This window comes from Erwinia sp. HDF1-3R (assembly GCF_039621855.1).
GTDB lineage: Bacteria > Pseudomonadota > Gammaproteobacteria > Enterobacterales > Enterobacteriaceae > Erwinia.
The window spans coordinates 3708669-3724460 of sequence record NZ_CP155071.1; the positions used below are offsets into that span (position 1 = coordinate 3708669).

A 15792-nucleotide genomic window follows, 5' to 3' on the forward strand; every position below is an offset into this window, starting at 1 on the left:
CAGCCTCATATTGATTCATTTTTTGATATAGAATATCAGGGATGACTTTATAACTCTTTAGACGGTGAATCCCATGCTTTACATTCCTTCCCAAACGTTAACTTCCAATTCCAATTTGATAAAAAGCATTAATGATACCAACTCAACCCCAGACCAGAGAAATTCATTTGGCACGATTCTAAACATTAGAAATAATAACATTAATATAGCAAGATCTAAATTTTTATCAGGAATGCTTAATAATGAAAATAATCCTGCAGCAACAACTGCAGTAGCGTCATCAGTAATTGTGAAAAAAATGCTTACTAGCAATGAAAATGTCAGGTTGCCAAAAGCAATAGATGCGATAGTTGATGAAGTGAAAAATCTAAACATTGATAGTCTGGATAAAATTGGTGCGGGATCTTATGGTACATGTTTCCGATATGGTGATTTTGTTATTAAATATCCAGTCAATAGCCAGGGTCACTCAGTAGACTGGTCTTCAGACTTACATCAGAATGCCCAACCCAATCGTGTAAGCTTATATTTAAACCAGGCTAATGAAGATCCGGATTTTTCCCGGCCGGGAAAGGGATTATTTCAAGGTAAAGTTGTTGATGTCTTAGTATCAAAATTCATCAAGGGTGAAGAACTGGCTATCGAACAGGATGATAATTATTTCCGTGCCAGCGACCTACTCGAGTCTCGGGGATTATACATGTACGACATTAACGTAACAGGTAATGTTTTAATTGATGCTAAAGATAACCTCTATTTCATAGATGGCGATCAGATGGTACTTTCTGGAAATGAGCGCAAGGGAAGGAAGCTTTCTGACGCAACAATACAACTTGAAGATGTCATTAACACTTCACTGGACTATAAAATATATCAGGCTAAAAAAGCAGGGGATAAAGATGACATTGAATATTACGAATCCTTGCAACAAGAATATGATCGCATCCAAAACCCCCAGACTAATTTGTCAATTCACAACGGGTCTGTTAAAAGTCTTTCGGACTGATTCCACATAGGAGGGGCCTGCGCCAGACCGGGTTGTAGAACACTGCAATACATCGCAACGCGGACCAGACCGCGAGTTTTATCGAACCGTTTTCTGATGCGCGTTTTTTCATCGAAATGAAGAATGACTTTGCCCCGCCAGAGAGGCTACTGCATCAACGCCCAAAGTTGCCATGAGCCCTGTGACTCTGTGACTCTGTGCTTACGCCCTAATACAGCTCCGGCTAATTATTGGCTTATTTTAAATTTACAGTCTAATCCTAAGGCATCCGGTGGCGGGTCGTGCCATCCTTTCCTACACTGTTGAACTCGATAACGTTTGATGAGGAAGTTATGAAAAAAACAATTATTGCACTCTCTGCACTTCTGCTGGCATCCCCTGTTTTTGCCGCAACCACACACGCTACTGATGATACCGTTGCCGCTGCCGATCAGAACGCTGATACCGCGAAAGAAAAGCTGCATCAGGCACAGAACCAGGGTGAAGAGCTGAAGCTCAAGTCCAAACATGCCGCTGAAGGCAAAAGCGATAACCTGAGCAGCAAGGCGAGCGAAGGCACGCAGAAGACCTGGCATAAGACTAAGCAGGGTACTGAAAAAGGGTGGGATGCCACCAAAGAAGGTACGCAGAAAGGCTGGAATAAGACCAAAGAAGGCACCACCGAGCTGAAAAAGAAAGTCACTGAATAATTGTTCATTTGACCATGAGGCCGCGAAAGCGGCCTTTTTTATGTGCTGTTGCTGCCCCTCTGACATTTTTGCTGCTACATAGCGCGCATCTGCTACGCCATCCCTGCTTTTTTCCCCGCTAACAGAGCCAGGCTTTAATAAGCGCGTTCTGGCAGTCATTGATCCTGTTGCCGTTCCGCTTCGCCTGAACAACAACTGAACTTTCTGTTGGCGCGAGCCACTTAAAAGTAAATTTACTCACCCATTGCGGTGTCCGTTCGATTTTCACCAATACTACAGGATAATAATCATGAATGTTTCAGGATCGGGCAATAGCGGGTCTCCCACCTCATTAGCAAACCAACCCCAGCAGAATGTGTCTCCCGAACAATCAGAGACACAACGTTCACAGGCCGATCCACGTCCCCAGGGACTGTCCCGGCTTCCGGGACCGGAAGTTTTATTCCCCGGTATCACGGCTGCCACTACCGTGATACAGGCACAACATGCCCGTGAAAACCCGCTGCATATGTCTCCCTCTCCAGGCTGGTCCCGACATTTATCTACAGAGGCCGTTGAAGATCTCCTGACTGAAATGAATCATAACGGGCTGGCACATGTCGCATGGGGCTCAAAACCAGTATTTTATCTTGAAGGGGCTAATGAGGGTGGCAGCTGGCCACACTTTGCTGATGCGCAGGCCAATGGTATGAAGCATGGTTTCGCCCTGATCCCTTCAGCTAATAACCGTTCTGCCTCACCAGACGATCATGAGGGATATCTGATTAATATTAGCAATGCCCTTAGAGCCATTAATGGAAATAAGCAGCTCTTTTCAGAACGGTTTAATCTGCCAGCTGCAACTGATGCTGGTCTCATTTTGCAGCATCACGTCTTTCCCATGCTGGAGCAGAAGACGCACAATGATGAACCTGAAATTACCGCCGTTCTGCTCGGCTTTGGCCACGAAAACGCCCACGCTTTTAATGACATTAACTCGGGTAATTCAGCACAAAGGCAAAGTGTGCGGCAGCAAAATCAGTCCCTGAACGATTACGTCAGCTCGCGTCTGGATGCAATGTCAGCACAAAACACCCGAGGTCTTCAGGCTCCTGCTATCCCCTCATTTATAAAATTTGACTCACCTGCCACACGCGCAAGCCTGGACAACTATATCACTGAGAGCAGCCGTATTCAGGATGCGCAAACTGACCTGATTGACCGTCATGAGGATCCCAACGTAATGGATGATAATGAAAATGATGAGGCTCTCGAAGAGGAACAGCGGATGATGGCTTCCGCGCTCATGCGCAGACTATGTCAGGAACCTGCGTGATTCCTCATTTTGCATAATTACCGCTACCCTGTCCGGCTGTCAACGGCCTTAGGCATCGCAATAAGGCAGCAAGCCACTGCCTGTCTCATGTACGCAAACGATTACTCCGTATTAAAAACCTTAAAACGGGCCTCTTCCCCCCTTTTCAACGGAATCCGCAAATTAAATGTGAACTGCATCACAATTCAAATTAACTGAAATGAAACAGAGTTTGACAAGTGTGACCAATCTCTATTTCCTAAGTCCTGGATAGCGGCACACTGCTGCAACATTCGACGCGGGTGATTTTAGCTGTGAAAACAGTCGCCCTTTCCTTCTCTGCTGACGACTTAAGAAGACCATCGCAGTGGCTGCAGAAAATGGTCATTAAGCATGTGGTAATATAATGAAATATAAAATACTGATAGCTGGCGCCTTAGCAGCGCTCTCTTATAGTGTCTCTTCAGCGGCGGAAACCACGGCGGCCGCGGCCACCACGGAAAGCCCACAGTACACTTCCGACTGGTGGCACCAGAGCGTTAACGTTGTCGGAAGCTACCACACCCGTTTCGGGCCGCAGTTCAATAACGATGTGTATCTTGAATATGAGGCCTTTGCCAAAAAAGACTGGTTTGATTTCTATGGCTATCTGGACCTGCCCAACTTCTTTGGTGTCGGCAACTCAAACGCTAACGGCATTTTTGACCACGGCACGCCGCTGTTTATGGAGATCGAACCCCGCTTCTCCATTGATAAGCTGACCAACACCGACCTGAGTTTCGGCCCGTTCAAAGAGTGGTACTTTGCTAACAACTATATCTACGATATGGGCCGTAACAGCGATAACCGTCAGAACACCTGGTACATGGGTCTGGGGACGGATATTGATACCCATTCCGATGTCGGGCTGTCGCTGAACGTGTATGCGAAATACCAGTGGGAAAACTACGGTGCCGCCAATGAAAACAGCTGGGATGGCTACCGCTTTAAGGTGAAGTACTTTGTGCCTATCACCACACTGTGGGGCGGTAACCTGAGCTACGTTGGCTTTACTAACTTTGACTGGGGTTCAGACCTGCGCGACGAGGGCGGCTCTTCACGCACCAGCAACTCAATTGCATCGAGCCATATCCTCTCTCTGGGCTACGATCACTGGCACTACTCCGTGGTGGCGCGCTATTTCCACAACGGGGGACAGTGGGCTGACGGTCAGGAGCTGAATTTTGGCAACGGGCCATTTGAAGTGAAGTCTACCGGCTGGGGATACTATCTGGTTGCCGGTTATAATTTCTGATTTTATCAACGCTGACTCAACGCCAGCCGCTTAATCCGCGCTGGCGTTGTGGTTTCTGGCATTCACCGTGCCATTCTTTTCCATCGGACGTATACTTCCCCAGGCAAATACTGCGTAATCAAAAGGAATTTTTATGTCTGCCATGCCTGCCGCAAACGGCGTGAAGCTCCGTCCCCTTGAGCGGGAAGATCTCCATTTTGTCCATCAGCTGGATAACAACGCCAGCGTGATGCGCTACTGGTTTGAAGAACCCTACGAAGCCTTTGTTGAGCTTTCAGACCTGTACGTTAAGCATATCCACGATCAGAGCGAACGTCGTTTTGTTGTCGAGCATCAGGGCGATAAGGTCGGCCTGGTCGAACTGGTTGAAATTAACCATATTCACCGCCGCGCCGAGTTTCAGATCATTATCGACCCTAATCATCAGGGGAAAGGCTTGGCCAGTAAGGCCGTTAAGCTGGCAATGGATTATGCTTTTTCGGTGTTAAACCTTTATAAGCTGTATCTGATCGTTGATAAAGAAAATGAAAAGGCGATCCACATTTATAACAAACTGGGGTTCGAGGTTGAGGGAGAGCTCATCCATGAATTCTTTATTAACGGTGAATACCGTAACACCATCCGTATGTGCATTTTCCAGCCGCAGTATCTGGCGCGTCACAAACCGCCCCACACCATGGTAAACCCCACCGCGCAGTAGCGGGTTGCCGCTGCCATCAAGGGGCCGCCATGGCCTGGCCCCTTCCTGCCGTTAACCGCGCGCGCCGACCGGATTCATAATGGTCTGCACCTTTTGCGGTTCGATGTTATACATGCCACCGTTAAACGGATCGACGATCAGCCAGCCCGGAATGCCGCCAAGTGGGATATTGCCCAGGATGTACCACAGGTTTGCATGCTCCTGGAGGGGAATGGTCTGCGGGACGTAGCCCTCACGCTCCAGCTGGAGCGTATACTTTTTCTTACCCAGATAGGTGCCGTCCGATTTTAGCAGCGAGACGGTTTTCGGGGTTATCCCTTCGGCCACTGTCCTGCCCGTTTCGTCCTGCACCACGAATTTAACGCCCTGCGGCCAGGTCTGAACGGAGACATCCTGACTTTGGTCGCCCACGATGGTGGCACAGCCGCTGAGTAACCACGCTGAAGCCAGCGCTATCAGTAACCTTTTCATAAGTAATCCTGCATCCTCAAATATTCAGAATAGTCTAAGCGCAGTACGGCAGGTTTTCATCCATTACGCCCGATAGGTACGGGCGTAATAAGGCAAATTTACAGGGGGTTATCGGGCGGTATAGCGCTGCGCGATGGCGGCGATATCCGCAGGCGTGGTGCGACAGCATCCCCCAATCAGTTTCGCCCCGGCGGCCTGCCAGGCCGTCAGATTATCCGTGAGGGAGCAGGATGACGCATCGCTGTGCCAGCTCTTGCTGACAGCATCATACTGTTCACCCGAGTTGGGATAGACCACCAGCGGCTTTGAGGTCAGTGAAGAGAGCGTTTGCAGCGCAGCGGTAACCTTATCCAGCGCGATGCAGTTGATCCCCACCGCCAGCGCCTGGTCACAGCCGTTAAGATACGTCACGACCTCAGACAGCGGCGTGCCGTCGCTCAGATGCTCGCTGTCCCGTAGCGTAAAGGCAAACCACGCGGGCGTGCCGGGAAATTCACCCAGCAGCGCGACCAGCGCCCTGATTTCCCCGAAGGAGGGCAGCGTTTCACAGGCCAGAATATCCACGCCAGCGTCCACCAGCGCGCGAAGGCGGGGGCGATGAAATGCCATCATTTCCGCTTCGGGCAGTGAATAGTCACCGCGATATTCCGAACCATCGGCGAGGAAAGCGCCCCAGGGGCCGACCGAGCCGGCCACCAGCAGCGTACCCGCATCAGGTTGCGTCGCCAGATAGTCCGTTCTGGCGCGTCGGGCCAGCTCAACGCTTTTTGCTATCAGGGCCAGCGAAGCCTGTTCATCAAGTCCTCTTTTCGCAAACCCCTGCGGCGTGGCCTGATAGCTGGCGGTAATCGCCACCTGTGCACCGGCGGCGAAATAATCGTGATGAACCTGATAAATCAGCTCGGGGTTTTCAATCAGCACCTTTGCAGACCACAGCGAATCGCTGAGATCGCAGCCGCGCGCCTCCAGTTCGGTTGCCATTGCGCCATCCAGTATCAGGCCAGCGGCGACCCGCGCGGCTATAGAGTGATCAATCTGCGGCATGATGGGTTTTCCTGTTCTGTTCGCGCTTTTTCAGCAGCTGAGTGAAATAATACGCCCCGTAGCAGATCGCTACGAAAGGCAGGCCAAAGTATAACGCAACGCGCTGTTCAGGATCGAATGCCAGCCCGACGCAGGCCAGCAGGCAGAGTAAAAAGCCGAGGATCGGGGTAATCGGAAAGAACGGTGCCCGGTACTTCAGCGCTGAGAGCGGTTTTCCTTCACGCAGGTGTGCACGGCGGAAAAAATAGTGTGAGGCGCAGATGCTTAGCCAGACGGCAACCACCGCAAAGCCTGATATGGCAGAGAGCGCCACAAAGACCGTATCCGGTGCCACGACGCTGGATAACAGCGCCAGCAGACCGCCCAGCATGCTGACTGAGATGGCAATCAGCGGTATGCCACGCCGGGTCAGGCGGGCGAAGCAGCGCGGCAGCGTTTGCTGATTAGAAAGCGACCAGAGCATCCGCCCTGAGGCGTACAGCCCGGAGTTAGCCGCCGAGAGGATCGCAGTCAGAATAACAAAGTTAAATATATCAGCGGCGTAGGGTATGCCTATCTTTTCAAAAACCAGCACAAACGGGCTTTTGACAATCCCTGCCTGATCCATTGGGATCATGGCCGCCAGGATCAGTACGGTGCCGATAAAGAAGATAATCAGTCTGGCGACGGTTGTGCGGATCGCCAGCGGCAGCACCCGCTCGGGATCCTCGGTTTCCCCGGCGGCGATACCAATCAGCTCGGTGCCGGAGAAGGCAAAGTTAACCGCGACCATGGTCATCAGAATCGGTAATCCGCCATGGGGCAGCCAGCCTGAGGCGGTCAGGTTATGAAAGAACGGTGCACTGCTGCCATCTTTTAGCGGAATAAAGCCAAACATCGCACCCGCGCCGAGGATAATAAAGGCCAGTATCGTGACGACCTTAATCACCGAGAACCAGAATTCCCCTTCGGCGAAAAACCGCGATGAGATAACGTTGAGCATAAAAATCAGCACGCAGAATATCAGGCACCAGAGCCAGACCGGCGACTGGGGGAACCAGTACTGCATACAGAAGCCGGCGGCGGTCAGGCTGGAGCCCAGCGCAACGGTCCAGGTGAGCCAGTAGAGCCACGCTACGGTATAGCCGGTAGCCGGACTGAGATAGCGCGCGGCATAGACGTGAAACGCCCCCGTCTCCGGCATCGCGACCGACAGCTCTCCCAGGCTGAGCATTACCAGCCATACCACCAGCGCACCGATGATATACGCCAGCAGGGTGCCTGCTGCGCCGGTGGTAGAGATGATGTACCCCGTATTGAAAAACAGACCGGTACCAATGACACCGCCCAGTGACAGCATCACCAGATGGCGGGTTTTCATGCTGCGCTTAAATTTTTGCGCATTTTCCTCTTCAGCTTGCTGCATTTCGCGTTATCCGTATAGACGTCTAAACTTCCACAATCCAAGCGTTATACCGATTCCGGCAGGCGAAAGCAACGTTACAAAGTGTGAGGAGAGCGGGCGTGATACGGGGTCAGCGCTGCCCTTTCCGACAGACGCTGAGAGAGGAAACGGCAGTTTATTTAGCCAAACAGCTGTTCAAGGTAGCGCTCAAGGGCAGCGCGGGAGCTAAAGCCATGGGGAATGCCGTAGTGGTCCTGACTGTCGCCAGCCAGATACATGGGGAACTGCACGTACTGATCGCAGGTCTTCATATCGGATGCCGGTGGCGCAATGCCGTGGCTTTTTTCCTTTAAGGTTGGATGGATCACCAGCGCCGTCCGCCCCATCCTCGCTTCGCGGTTAACATAGACATAATTATCGCCTCGGCGATAACCGTAAGCTTTGGTCGTCACCGCATCCACTTCAAATCCGGCTTTTTCCAGCACGCGGGCAACTTCATCAGGGCGTAAATACATGCTTATTCCTCTAAACCAGCAAACGGTGCAACCTTACACAGCGTCGGCGCGCAGGGCATTCGGAATAATCCATAAAGCCGTAATTTCACGGTGAAGGTCACTAAAAACTCTAAGGATAGTCTATAGTTAATATTACATTTCATTTGCAGGGGAGAGAATAATGTTTAATCGGAAGACTAAAAACGAAGACATTGATATCAATCAGGACGTCACACAGCTGGCAGACACCCTTGACGATCTGCTGAAGTCCTACGGCAGTAAAGCGAAAGATGAAGTTGATGGTGCCCGCTCCCGCGCTGAGAAACTGTTAAAAGAAACGCGTGCCAAAGCCAACGGCGGGAATCGCGTTACCCAGGCGGCGAAAGACGCAGGCGGTCAGGTTGACACTTACGTCCGCGATAAGCCCTGGCACGGCGTGGGCATTGGTGCTGCATTAGGTATTTTCGTCGGCGCGCTTATCGCGACGACCACCACCTCACGTAACTAACACCGCGTTATCATCCAAATTACGTCTCACGACGCTTAGTTATCATCCCGATCCTCGCAGCGCCTGCTGCGGGGATTTTTTTTATCCGCCATAAAACCCGTCTCAGCAAGGCTTCATAGCCGCTTCCGCCGCCTTTTTTGACTCACCCTCCGGGAATTTACAATTTGTGTGGTTGCAATAGCCAGGCACTATATCTAGTATTTAGTCATCAACTAAAACACTACATATGGCGAAGCGGCGGCGCAGTCGCGCATTAAAACTGCATCTGACGAGACGTCAAAGTGACCATAAGGTAAATACGAATCATGCGCATTATTATTTACACAAAAAACAACTGTGTCCAGTGCAACGCAACCAAAAACGCGATGGATAAGCAGGGTATCCCTTATCAGCTGGTTAACCTTGATCATGAACCCGATGCCGTTGAAACCCTGAAGGCGATGGGTTACCGCCAGGTGCCGGTGGTTATGGCTGAGCAGGATCACTGGAGCGGCTTTCGTCCCGACAAGATTTTAGCACTCAGGCAATCCGCCGCCGTCGGAGCCTGACGCATATGTCCACGCTGGTTTATTTTTCCAGCCAGTCGGAAAATACGCACCGCTTCGTGATGCGCACCGGTTTGCCCGCACAACGTATCCCGCTGGACGGATCAGAATCGCTGCGGGTCGATGAACCCTATATTCTGGTGGTTCCCAGCTATGGCGGAGGGACCAGCCGGGGGGCCGTGCCGCGTCAGGTCATTCAGTTTCTGAACCTTCTCCCCAACCGACAGCTTATCCGCGGCGTGATTGCTGCCGGTAACCGTAACTTCGGAGAAGCCTACTGCCTTGCCGGCAGCATTATTGCGCAAAAGTGCGACGTGCCCTGTCTTTATCGCTTCGAGCTTTTGGGCACCGCCGACGACGTCGCAAATGTTTATCAGGGAGTAACCGCATTTTGGCAACAACAGAGAGTACACGCATAGCCCCTCAGCCTGCCGGGCTGGATTATCACTCGCTTAACGCGATGCTGAATCTTTATGATGCCGACGGTCATATCCAGTTTGATAAAGACCGTGAAGCCATTCGGCACTATTTCATTCAGCACGTCCTGCCCAATAGCGTCCAGTTTGCGTCGGTCGAAGAGCGCCTGCGCTATCTGGTGGCGGAAGGATATTATGAAGCGGACGTGCTTAATGCTTACCCGTTTGAATTTGTCCGTACGCTGTTTGAAAAAGCCACGGCCCGCCGCTTTCGTTTCCAGACCTTCCTCGGCGCCTGGAAATTTTACACCAGCTATACGCTGAAGACGTTTGACGGTAAACGCTATCTGGAAGGCTTTACCGAACGCGTCTGCATGGTCGCGCTGACGCTGGCAAAAGGCGATGAAAGCCTGGCGCTGGCACTGATGGAAGAGATGCTCTCTGGCCGCTTCCAGCCCGCCACCCCAACCTTCCTGAACTGCGGTAAACAGCAGCGCGGCGAGCTGGTCTCCTGCTTCCTGCTGCGTATTGAAGATAATATGGAATCCATTGGCCGGGCGGTTAATTCGGCGCTGCAGCTTTCGAAACGCGGCGGCGGCGTAGCATTTCTGCTCTCTAACCTGCGCGAAGCGGGTGCGCCCATTAAGCGTATCGAAAATCAGTCCTCCGGGGTGATCCCGGTGATGAAAATGCTGGAAGATGCCTTCTCTTACGCCAATCAGCTGGGTGCCCGACAGGGGGCAGGCGCGGTTTATCTGCATGCCCATCATCCCGATATTCTGCGCTTTCTCGATACCAAGCGGGAAAACGCCGATGAGAAGATACGCATCAAAACGCTGTCGCTGGGGGTGGTGATCCCGGACATTACGTTCCAGCTGGCGAAGACCAACCAGCCTATGGCGCTGTTCTCCCCCTACGACGTGGAGCGCCTCTACGGTGTACCCTTTGCCGACATCAGCATCAGCGAAAAGTATGAGGAAATGCTGGCAGACGAGCGTATTCGCCGCACCTTTATCAGCCCGCGTGAGTTTTTCCAGACGCTGGCTGAGATCCAGTTTGAGTCCGGCTACCCGTATATCATGTTTGAAGATACGGTCAATCGCGCTAACCCGATTAAGGGCCGGATCAATATGAGTAATCTTTGCTCAGAGATCCTCCAGGTGAACACGCCAACCGGGTATAACGAGGACCTCAGCTATCGCCATATCGGCAAGGATATCTCCTGTAACCTGGGGTCGCTGAATATTGCCCACGCGATGGACTCGCCAGACTTTGCCCGCACGGTGGAAATTGCCGTGCGTGGATTGACGGCGGTTTCCGATCAGAGTCATATCCACTCCGTTCCCTCCATCGAAAAAGGGAATGCGCAGTCGCACGCAATCGGGCTGGGACAGATGAATCTGCACGGTTTTCTGGCGCGGGAAGGCATTCAGTATGGATCCGAGACCGCGCTGGACTTCACCAATCTCTATTTTTACACCGTCACCTGGCACGCGCTGCGCACCTCTAATCTGATTGCCCGCGAAAGAGGCGAACGCTTCGCCGGCTTTGAGGATTCGCGCTATGCCAGCGGCGAGTACTTTGATCAGTACATCAATCAGCCCTGGCTGCCGCGAACCGAACAGGCGGCCGCGCTGTTTGTCCGGGCGGGCATTACCCTTCCCGACCAGCAGGCGTGGCGGGAACTGCGCGATGCGGTGATGAAATTCGGCATCTATAACCAGAACCTGCAGGCTATTCCGCCTACCGGCTCGATCTCCTATATCAATCACGCCACCTCCAGTATTCACCCCATCGTGTCGCGAATTGAGATCCGCAAAGAGGGGAAAACGGGGCGGGTCTATTATCCGGCGCCGTTTATGAACAACGACAACCAGGCGTTTTATCGTGACGCCTACGACATCGGCCCTGAGGCGATTATTGATACCTATGCCGAAGCCACCCGTCATGTCGATCAGGGACTGTCGCTGACGCTGTTTTTCCGCGATACCGCGACGACCCGCGATATTAATAAAGCGCAGATCTACGCCTGGAAAAAAGGTATCAAGACGCTTTACTACATTCGCCTGCGTCAGATGGCCCTGCTGGGAACCGAAGTGGAAGGCTGCGTCTCCTGCTCGCTCTAATTTACCGTTGGGAAGGGCAATGACGCCCTTCCGTATGGATATCATCATGAAATTAAAATCAGTACATGCCATTAACTGGAACCATATCGAGGATGACAAAGATCTGGAGGTCTGGAATCGTCTGACCTCTAACTTCTGGCTACCGGAGAAGGTTCCGCTGTCGAATGATATTCCTGCCTGGAATAGCCTGAATGCCGCCGAGCAGCAGCTGACCATTCGGGTATTCACCGGGCTGACGCTGCTTGATACCATTCAAAATACCGTCGGCGCCCCGGCGCTGATGGCCGATGCGCTGACGCCGCATGAAGAAGCCGTGATGTCTAACATCAGCTTTATGGAAGCGGTGCATGCCCGCTCTTACAGCTCCATTTTCTCCACGCTGTGCCATACCAGCGATGTCGATGCGGCCTATGCCTGGAGCGAAGAGAATCCGGCGCTGCAGCGCAAGGCAGAGATTATCCTGTCGCACTACCATCATGAAGACCCGCTAAAGAAGAAGATTGCCAGCGTGTTCCTGGAGTCCTTCCTGTTTTATTCGGGCTTCTATCTGCCGATGTACTGGTCCAGCCGGGGTAAGCTGACCAACACCGCCGATCTGATCCGCCTGATCATCAAAGATGAAGCCGTGCACGGTTATTACATCGGTTATAAATTTCAGAAGGGGCTGGAGAAAGCGAGCCAGGCGCGTAAGGACGAGCTGCAACAGTTTGCCGTGGAACTGCTGCTGGCGCTCTATGAGAACGAAATAGCCTACAGCGAAGCACTTTATGACGGCGTGGGCTGGACGGAAGAGGTTAAAACCTTCCTGCACTACAACGCCAACAAGGCACTGATGAATCTGGGCTACGAGGCGCTTTTCCCCGCAGAACTGACCGCCGTAAATCCCGCTATCCTCTCTGCCCTGTCGCCGAATGCCGATGAAAACCATGATTTTTTCTCCGGGTCTGGTTCCTCGTACGTCATGGGCAAAGCGGTAGATACCGAAGACGAAGACTGGGACTTTTAATTTCCTCCGCGATGGCTGAATTCTTCAGCCATCGTTTAGTTTTGACCGTTAATATTGATTTTTATTAATCGTCCGTTCAATAAAAAAACCAAAGCCAAATTCAAATCATTCCCCGGGTTATTATTTCCTGTCAGCCGATGTGCAGAGGGGGAATATCACTGCCGCCCAACAGCCAATTACGGCCGGAATATTACTTTTTTTTCGCCATCATCAATTCTCCGCAATCCCTTACCCCTTCTGGCCTTTCGGGAGATTGTGGTCTCAGCGATAATTTCCTAACGCCCTTGCAAGGGTTGTCTCAGATTCTCAGTGTGCTAGGGTATAGGCCGCTAATATTCTATCAGGACACAGGAAAATAATAAGAAACTAACCGCTAACCAGGGAATCATTAATGCATGGCCATTAAACTCGAAGTTAAGAATCTCTATAAAGTTTTTGGGGAAAACCCAGACCGTGCTTTTAAGCATATTGAGAAAGGAATAAGCAAAGAAGCCCTTCTGGAGAAAACAGGGCTTTCTCTCGGGGTAAAAGACGCCAGTCTGGCCATTGAAGAAGGCGAGATATTCGTGATCATGGGGCTCTCCGGCTCCGGTAAGTCCACCATGGTTCGCCTTCTCAATCGTCTGATAGAACCCACTCGCGGTCAGGTAATTATCGACGGCGTCGATATCGCGAAAATATCCGAAAGTGAACTCCGTAAGGTACGACGAAATAAAATCAGCATGGTATTTCAGTCCTTCGCACTAATGCCCCATATGACGGTATTAAATAATGCCGCATTTGGCATGGAATTAGCCGGTATTCCCCTACAGGAACGTCAGGAAAAAGCGCTCGATGCCCTGCGCCAGGTGGGGCTGGATAATTATGCCCACGCCTACCCTGATGAATTATCCGGTGGCATGCGTCAGCGAGTGGGATTAGCCCGCGCACTGGCGATCAATCCCGATATATTGCTGATGGATGAAGCCTTCTCCGCGCTCGATCCCCTTATCCGCACCGAAATGCAGGATGAGCTGGTCAAGCTGCAATCGCGCCACCAGCGAACCATCGTCTTTATTTCCCACGACCTCGATGAGGCCATGCGTATTGGCGATCGCATTGCGATTATGCAGGGTGGTGAAGTGGTCCAGGTCGGTACGCCGGATGAGATCCTCAATAACCCGGCTAACGATTACGTTCGCACCTTCTTCCGCGGGGTGGATATCAGCCACGTCTTCAGCGCGAAGGATATTGCCCGCCGCAGCGCCAGCGCGCTGATGCGTAAAGCCCCCGGCTTCGGTCCGCGTTCAGCGATTAAACTGCTGCAGGATGAGGATCGCGAATATGGCTACGTGCTGGAAAAACAGAAGTTTATCGGCGTGGTATCGACCGACTCGCTTAAGGCGGCGCTGGCCGCGGGTGAAGGCCTGGATCACGCCATTCTGGCCGATCCTGCTGCGATGCCGGGTGATACCTCGCTGAGCGACCTGCTCTCTCACGTCGCCCAGGCCCCCTGCGCGGTGCCGATCGTCGGAGAAGACAACCAGTATATCGGGATAATCTCGAAAGGCATGTTACTACAGGCATTAGACCGCGAGGGAGCCAGCAATGAGTAAGCAATCAATCGATCCCTGGGCCACCGCCTCCAACACGTCCGCTGCCGACGCATCCGCGGCACCCGCAGCCGATGCTTCGCAGTCAGCGGCCAGCAGCGATCCCTGGGCCACCGCACCGGCAGATGGCGGAAGCGCTTCCACTGCCGCTCCCGGCGGCGGCGATACCAGCGGCGCCTGGGGCTCGCCCGCCGGCGGCCACGATGCAGCGGGCAGCGGAGACTGGTTAAACAGCGCCCCCGCCCCCCAGGTGGAGCACTTCAGCATTCTGGATCCATTCCATAAAACACTGATCCCACTCGATAGCTGGGTGACCTCAGGCATTGACTGGGTGGTCACCCACTTCCGTCCGGTATTTCAGGGCATTCGCGTACCGGTGGATTATATCCTCAGCGCCTTTCAGCAGCTTCTGCTGGGAATGCCTGCGCCGGTGGCGATCATCATTTTTTCCCTGATCGCCTGGCAGCTCTCGAGCCTGGGAATGGGCATTGCGACCCTGATCTCACTGATCGCCATCGGGGCGATCGGTGCCTGGTCGCAGGCGATGGTGACCCTGGCGCTGGTACTGACGGCCCTGCTGTTCTGCATCATCATCGGGCTACCGCTGGGGATCTGGCTGGCACGCAGTGAAAAGGCGGCCAAAATCATTCGTCCACTGCTGGATGCCATGCAAACCACGCCCGCCTTCGTCTATCTGGTACCGATTGTGATGCTGTTTGGCATCGGCAACGTGCCCGGCGTGGTGGTGACCATTATCTTTGCGCTGCCGCCGATTGTCCGCCTGACCATCCTGGGCATCAAACAGGTGCCTGCGGATCTGATCGAGGCCGCCGAATCCTTTGGGGCTAATCCGCGTCAGATGCTGTTCAAGGTCCAGCTTCCGCTGGCCATGCCAACCATTATGGCAGGCGTGAATCAGACTCTGATGCTGGCGCTATCGATGGTCGTCATCGCCTCAATGATCGCCGTGGGCGGCCTGGGTCAGATGGTACTGCGCGGGATAGGCCGTCTGGATATGGGCCTGGCCACCGTGGGCGGCGTCGGGATTGTGATCCTCGCGATTATTCTGGATCGTCTGACCCAGTCGCTGGGACGTGACAGCCGCAGCCGTGGTACCCGTCGCTGGTATGCAACGGGTCCCCTGGGACTCTTTACCCGACCCTTTATCCGCTAGCATTTCACTTTTGGCGGCGCGCTCAGAAGCGCCGCCTGCTTTTTCAGAC

Annotated in this window: 16 protein-coding genes; 12 read left to right on the forward strand and 4 right to left on the reverse strand. The window is 52.8% G+C overall.

Translation table 11 applies throughout. The annotated features are described in order from the left end of the window. Positions 1 to 73 precede the first annotated feature (73 nt). The 5 genes from AAGR22_RS16800 (at position 74) to speG (ending at position 4983) form a co-directional block, all read left to right on the forward strand. Positions 74 to 1006, forward strand: a complete 933-nt coding sequence (locus tag AAGR22_RS16800) for a hypothetical protein (protein ID WP_345828631.1) — start codon at positions 74 to 76, stop codon at positions 1004 to 1006. A gap of 332 nt (positions 1007 to 1338) precedes the next feature. Beyond that, complete coding sequence (locus AAGR22_RS16805) at positions 1339 to 1695, forward strand: hypothetical protein (RefSeq protein WP_067709605.1); 357 nt, start codon at positions 1339 to 1341, stop codon at positions 1693 to 1695. 289 nt (positions 1696 to 1984) lie between these two features. Next, on the forward strand, positions 1985 to 3010 hold the full coding sequence (locus AAGR22_RS16810; RefSeq protein ID WP_345828633.1) for a hypothetical protein: 1026 nt from the start codon (positions 1985 to 1987) through the stop codon (positions 3008 to 3010). Between the two features lie 385 nt (positions 3011 to 3395). Beyond that, complete coding sequence (locus tag AAGR22_RS16815) at positions 3396 to 4283, forward strand: nucleoside-specific channel-forming protein Tsx (protein WP_345828635.1); 888 nt, start codon at positions 3396 to 3398, stop codon at positions 4281 to 4283. Between the two features lie 142 nt (positions 4284 to 4425). Continuing rightward, positions 4426 to 4983: a spermidine N1-acetyltransferase gene (gene speG, locus AAGR22_RS16820; protein WP_067709612.1), complete on the forward strand. Its 558-nt coding sequence runs from the start codon at positions 4426 to 4428 to the stop codon at positions 4981 to 4983. 51 nt (positions 4984 to 5034) lie between these two features. Here speG and AAGR22_RS16825 read toward each other — a convergent pair whose 3' ends face one another. From AAGR22_RS16825 to AAGR22_RS16840, 4 genes are all read right to left on the reverse strand, one after another. Continuing rightward, a complete protein-coding gene (locus tag AAGR22_RS16825; protein ID WP_067709614.1) occupies positions 5035 to 5454 on the reverse strand; it encodes a hypothetical protein in 420 nt (139 codons plus the stop codon). 108 nt (positions 5455 to 5562) lie between these two features. Then, positions 5563 to 6498, reverse strand: coding sequence for a homocysteine S-methyltransferase (gene mmuM, locus AAGR22_RS16830; protein WP_345828637.1), 936 nt, complete (start codon positions 6496 to 6498; stop codon positions 5563 to 5565). Further along, complete coding sequence (gene mmuP / locus AAGR22_RS16835) at positions 6485 to 7903, reverse strand: S-methylmethionine permease (protein WP_067709619.1); 1419 nt, start codon at positions 7901 to 7903, stop codon at positions 6485 to 6487. The genes mmuM and mmuP overlap by 14 nt, the downstream gene beginning before the upstream one ends. A 158-nt stretch (positions 7904 to 8061) precedes the next feature. Continuing rightward, complete coding sequence (locus tag AAGR22_RS16840; protein ID WP_067709622.1) at positions 8062 to 8397, reverse strand: DUF2002 family protein; 336 nt, start codon at positions 8395 to 8397, stop codon at positions 8062 to 8064. Between the two features lie 160 nt (positions 8398 to 8557). Between AAGR22_RS16840 and AAGR22_RS16845 the strand changes: the two genes are divergently transcribed. From AAGR22_RS16845 to proW, 7 genes are all read left to right on the forward strand, one after another. Further along, a complete protein-coding gene (locus AAGR22_RS16845) occupies positions 8558 to 8884 on the forward strand; it encodes a DUF883 family protein (RefSeq protein WP_067709624.1) in 327 nt (108 codons plus the stop codon). 305 nt (positions 8885 to 9189) lie between these two features. Continuing rightward, complete coding sequence (nrdH, locus tag AAGR22_RS16850; protein ID WP_345828639.1) at positions 9190 to 9432, forward strand: glutaredoxin-like protein NrdH; 243 nt, start codon at positions 9190 to 9192, stop codon at positions 9430 to 9432. A 5-nt stretch (positions 9433 to 9437) separates the two neighbouring features. Next, positions 9438 to 9848, forward strand: a complete 411-nt coding sequence (gene nrdI / locus AAGR22_RS16855; RefSeq protein WP_067709628.1) for a class Ib ribonucleoside-diphosphate reductase assembly flavoprotein NrdI — start codon at positions 9438 to 9440, stop codon at positions 9846 to 9848. 41 nt (positions 9849 to 9889) lie between these two features. Then, positions 9890 to 11971, forward strand: coding sequence for a class 1b ribonucleoside-diphosphate reductase subunit alpha (nrdE, locus tag AAGR22_RS16860; RefSeq protein WP_345831617.1), 2082 nt, complete (start codon positions 9890 to 9892; stop codon positions 11969 to 11971). Between the two features lie 46 nt (positions 11972 to 12017). Beyond that, the gene (nrdF, locus tag AAGR22_RS16865; RefSeq protein WP_067709633.1) at positions 12018 to 12977 is read left to right on the forward strand and encodes a class 1b ribonucleoside-diphosphate reductase subunit beta; all 960 of its coding nucleotides are present in this window, start codon (positions 12018 to 12020) and stop codon (positions 12975 to 12977) included. Positions 12978 to 13372: 395 nt separating this feature from the next. After that, the gene (gene proV, locus AAGR22_RS16870) at positions 13373 to 14572 is read left to right on the forward strand and encodes a glycine betaine/L-proline ABC transporter ATP-binding protein ProV (RefSeq protein ID WP_067709635.1); all 1200 of its coding nucleotides are present in this window, start codon (positions 13373 to 13375) and stop codon (positions 14570 to 14572) included. Then, positions 14565 to 15743 (forward strand): glycine betaine/L-proline ABC transporter permease ProW, encoded by a 1179-nt coding sequence (proW, locus tag AAGR22_RS16875; RefSeq protein ID WP_345828642.1) that lies wholly within the window; start codon positions 14565 to 14567, stop codon positions 15741 to 15743. The genes proV and proW overlap by 8 nt, the downstream gene beginning before the upstream one ends. Positions 15744 to 15792 lie beyond the last annotated feature (49 nt).

Coding starts and splice junctions, on each gene's coding strand:
- AAGR22_RS16800 (WP_345828631.1), top strand. CDS start 74: ATGCTTTACATTCCTTCCCAAACGTTAACTTCCAATTCCAATTTGATA.
- AAGR22_RS16805 (WP_067709605.1), top strand. CDS start 1,339: ATGAAAAAAACAATTATTGCACTCTCTGCACTTCTGCTGGCATCCCCT.
- nrdF (WP_067709633.1), top strand. CDS start 12,018: ATGAAATTAAAATCAGTACATGCCATTAACTGGAACCATATCGAGGAT.
- speG (WP_067709612.1), top strand. CDS start 4,426: ATGCCTGCCGCAAACGGCGTGAAGCTCCGTCCCCTTGAGCGGGAAGAT.
- mmuP (WP_067709619.1), bottom strand. CDS start 7,903: ATGCAGCAAGCTGAAGAGGAAAATGCGCAAAAATTTAAGCGCAGCATG.
- AAGR22_RS16815 (WP_345828635.1), top strand. CDS start 3,396: ATGAAATATAAAATACTGATAGCTGGCGCCTTAGCAGCGCTCTCTTAT.
- proW (WP_345828642.1), top strand. CDS start 14,565: ATGAGTAAGCAATCAATCGATCCCTGGGCCACCGCCTCCAACACGTCC.
- AAGR22_RS16840 (WP_067709622.1), bottom strand. CDS start 8,397: ATGTATTTACGCCCTGATGAAGTTGCCCGCGTGCTGGAAAAAGCCGGA.
- AAGR22_RS16845 (WP_067709624.1), top strand. CDS start 8,558: ATGTTTAATCGGAAGACTAAAAACGAAGACATTGATATCAATCAGGAC.
- AAGR22_RS16810 (WP_345828633.1), top strand. CDS start 1,985: ATGAATGTTTCAGGATCGGGCAATAGCGGGTCTCCCACCTCATTAGCA.
- AAGR22_RS16825 (WP_067709614.1), bottom strand. CDS start 5,454: ATGAAAAGGTTACTGATAGCGCTGGCTTCAGCGTGGTTACTCAGCGGC.
- mmuM (WP_345828637.1), bottom strand. CDS start 6,498: ATGCCGCAGATTGATCACTCTATAGCCGCGCGGGTCGCCGCTGGCCTG.
- nrdI (WP_067709628.1), top strand. CDS start 9,438: ATGTCCACGCTGGTTTATTTTTCCAGCCAGTCGGAAAATACGCACCGC.
- nrdH (WP_345828639.1), top strand. CDS start 9,190: ATGCGCATTATTATTTACACAAAAAACAACTGTGTCCAGTGCAACGCA.
- nrdE (WP_345831617.1), top strand. CDS start 9,890: ATGCTGAATCTTTATGATGCCGACGGTCATATCCAGTTTGATAAAGAC.
- proV (WP_067709635.1), top strand. CDS start 13,373: ATGGCCATTAAACTCGAAGTTAAGAATCTCTATAAAGTTTTTGGGGAA.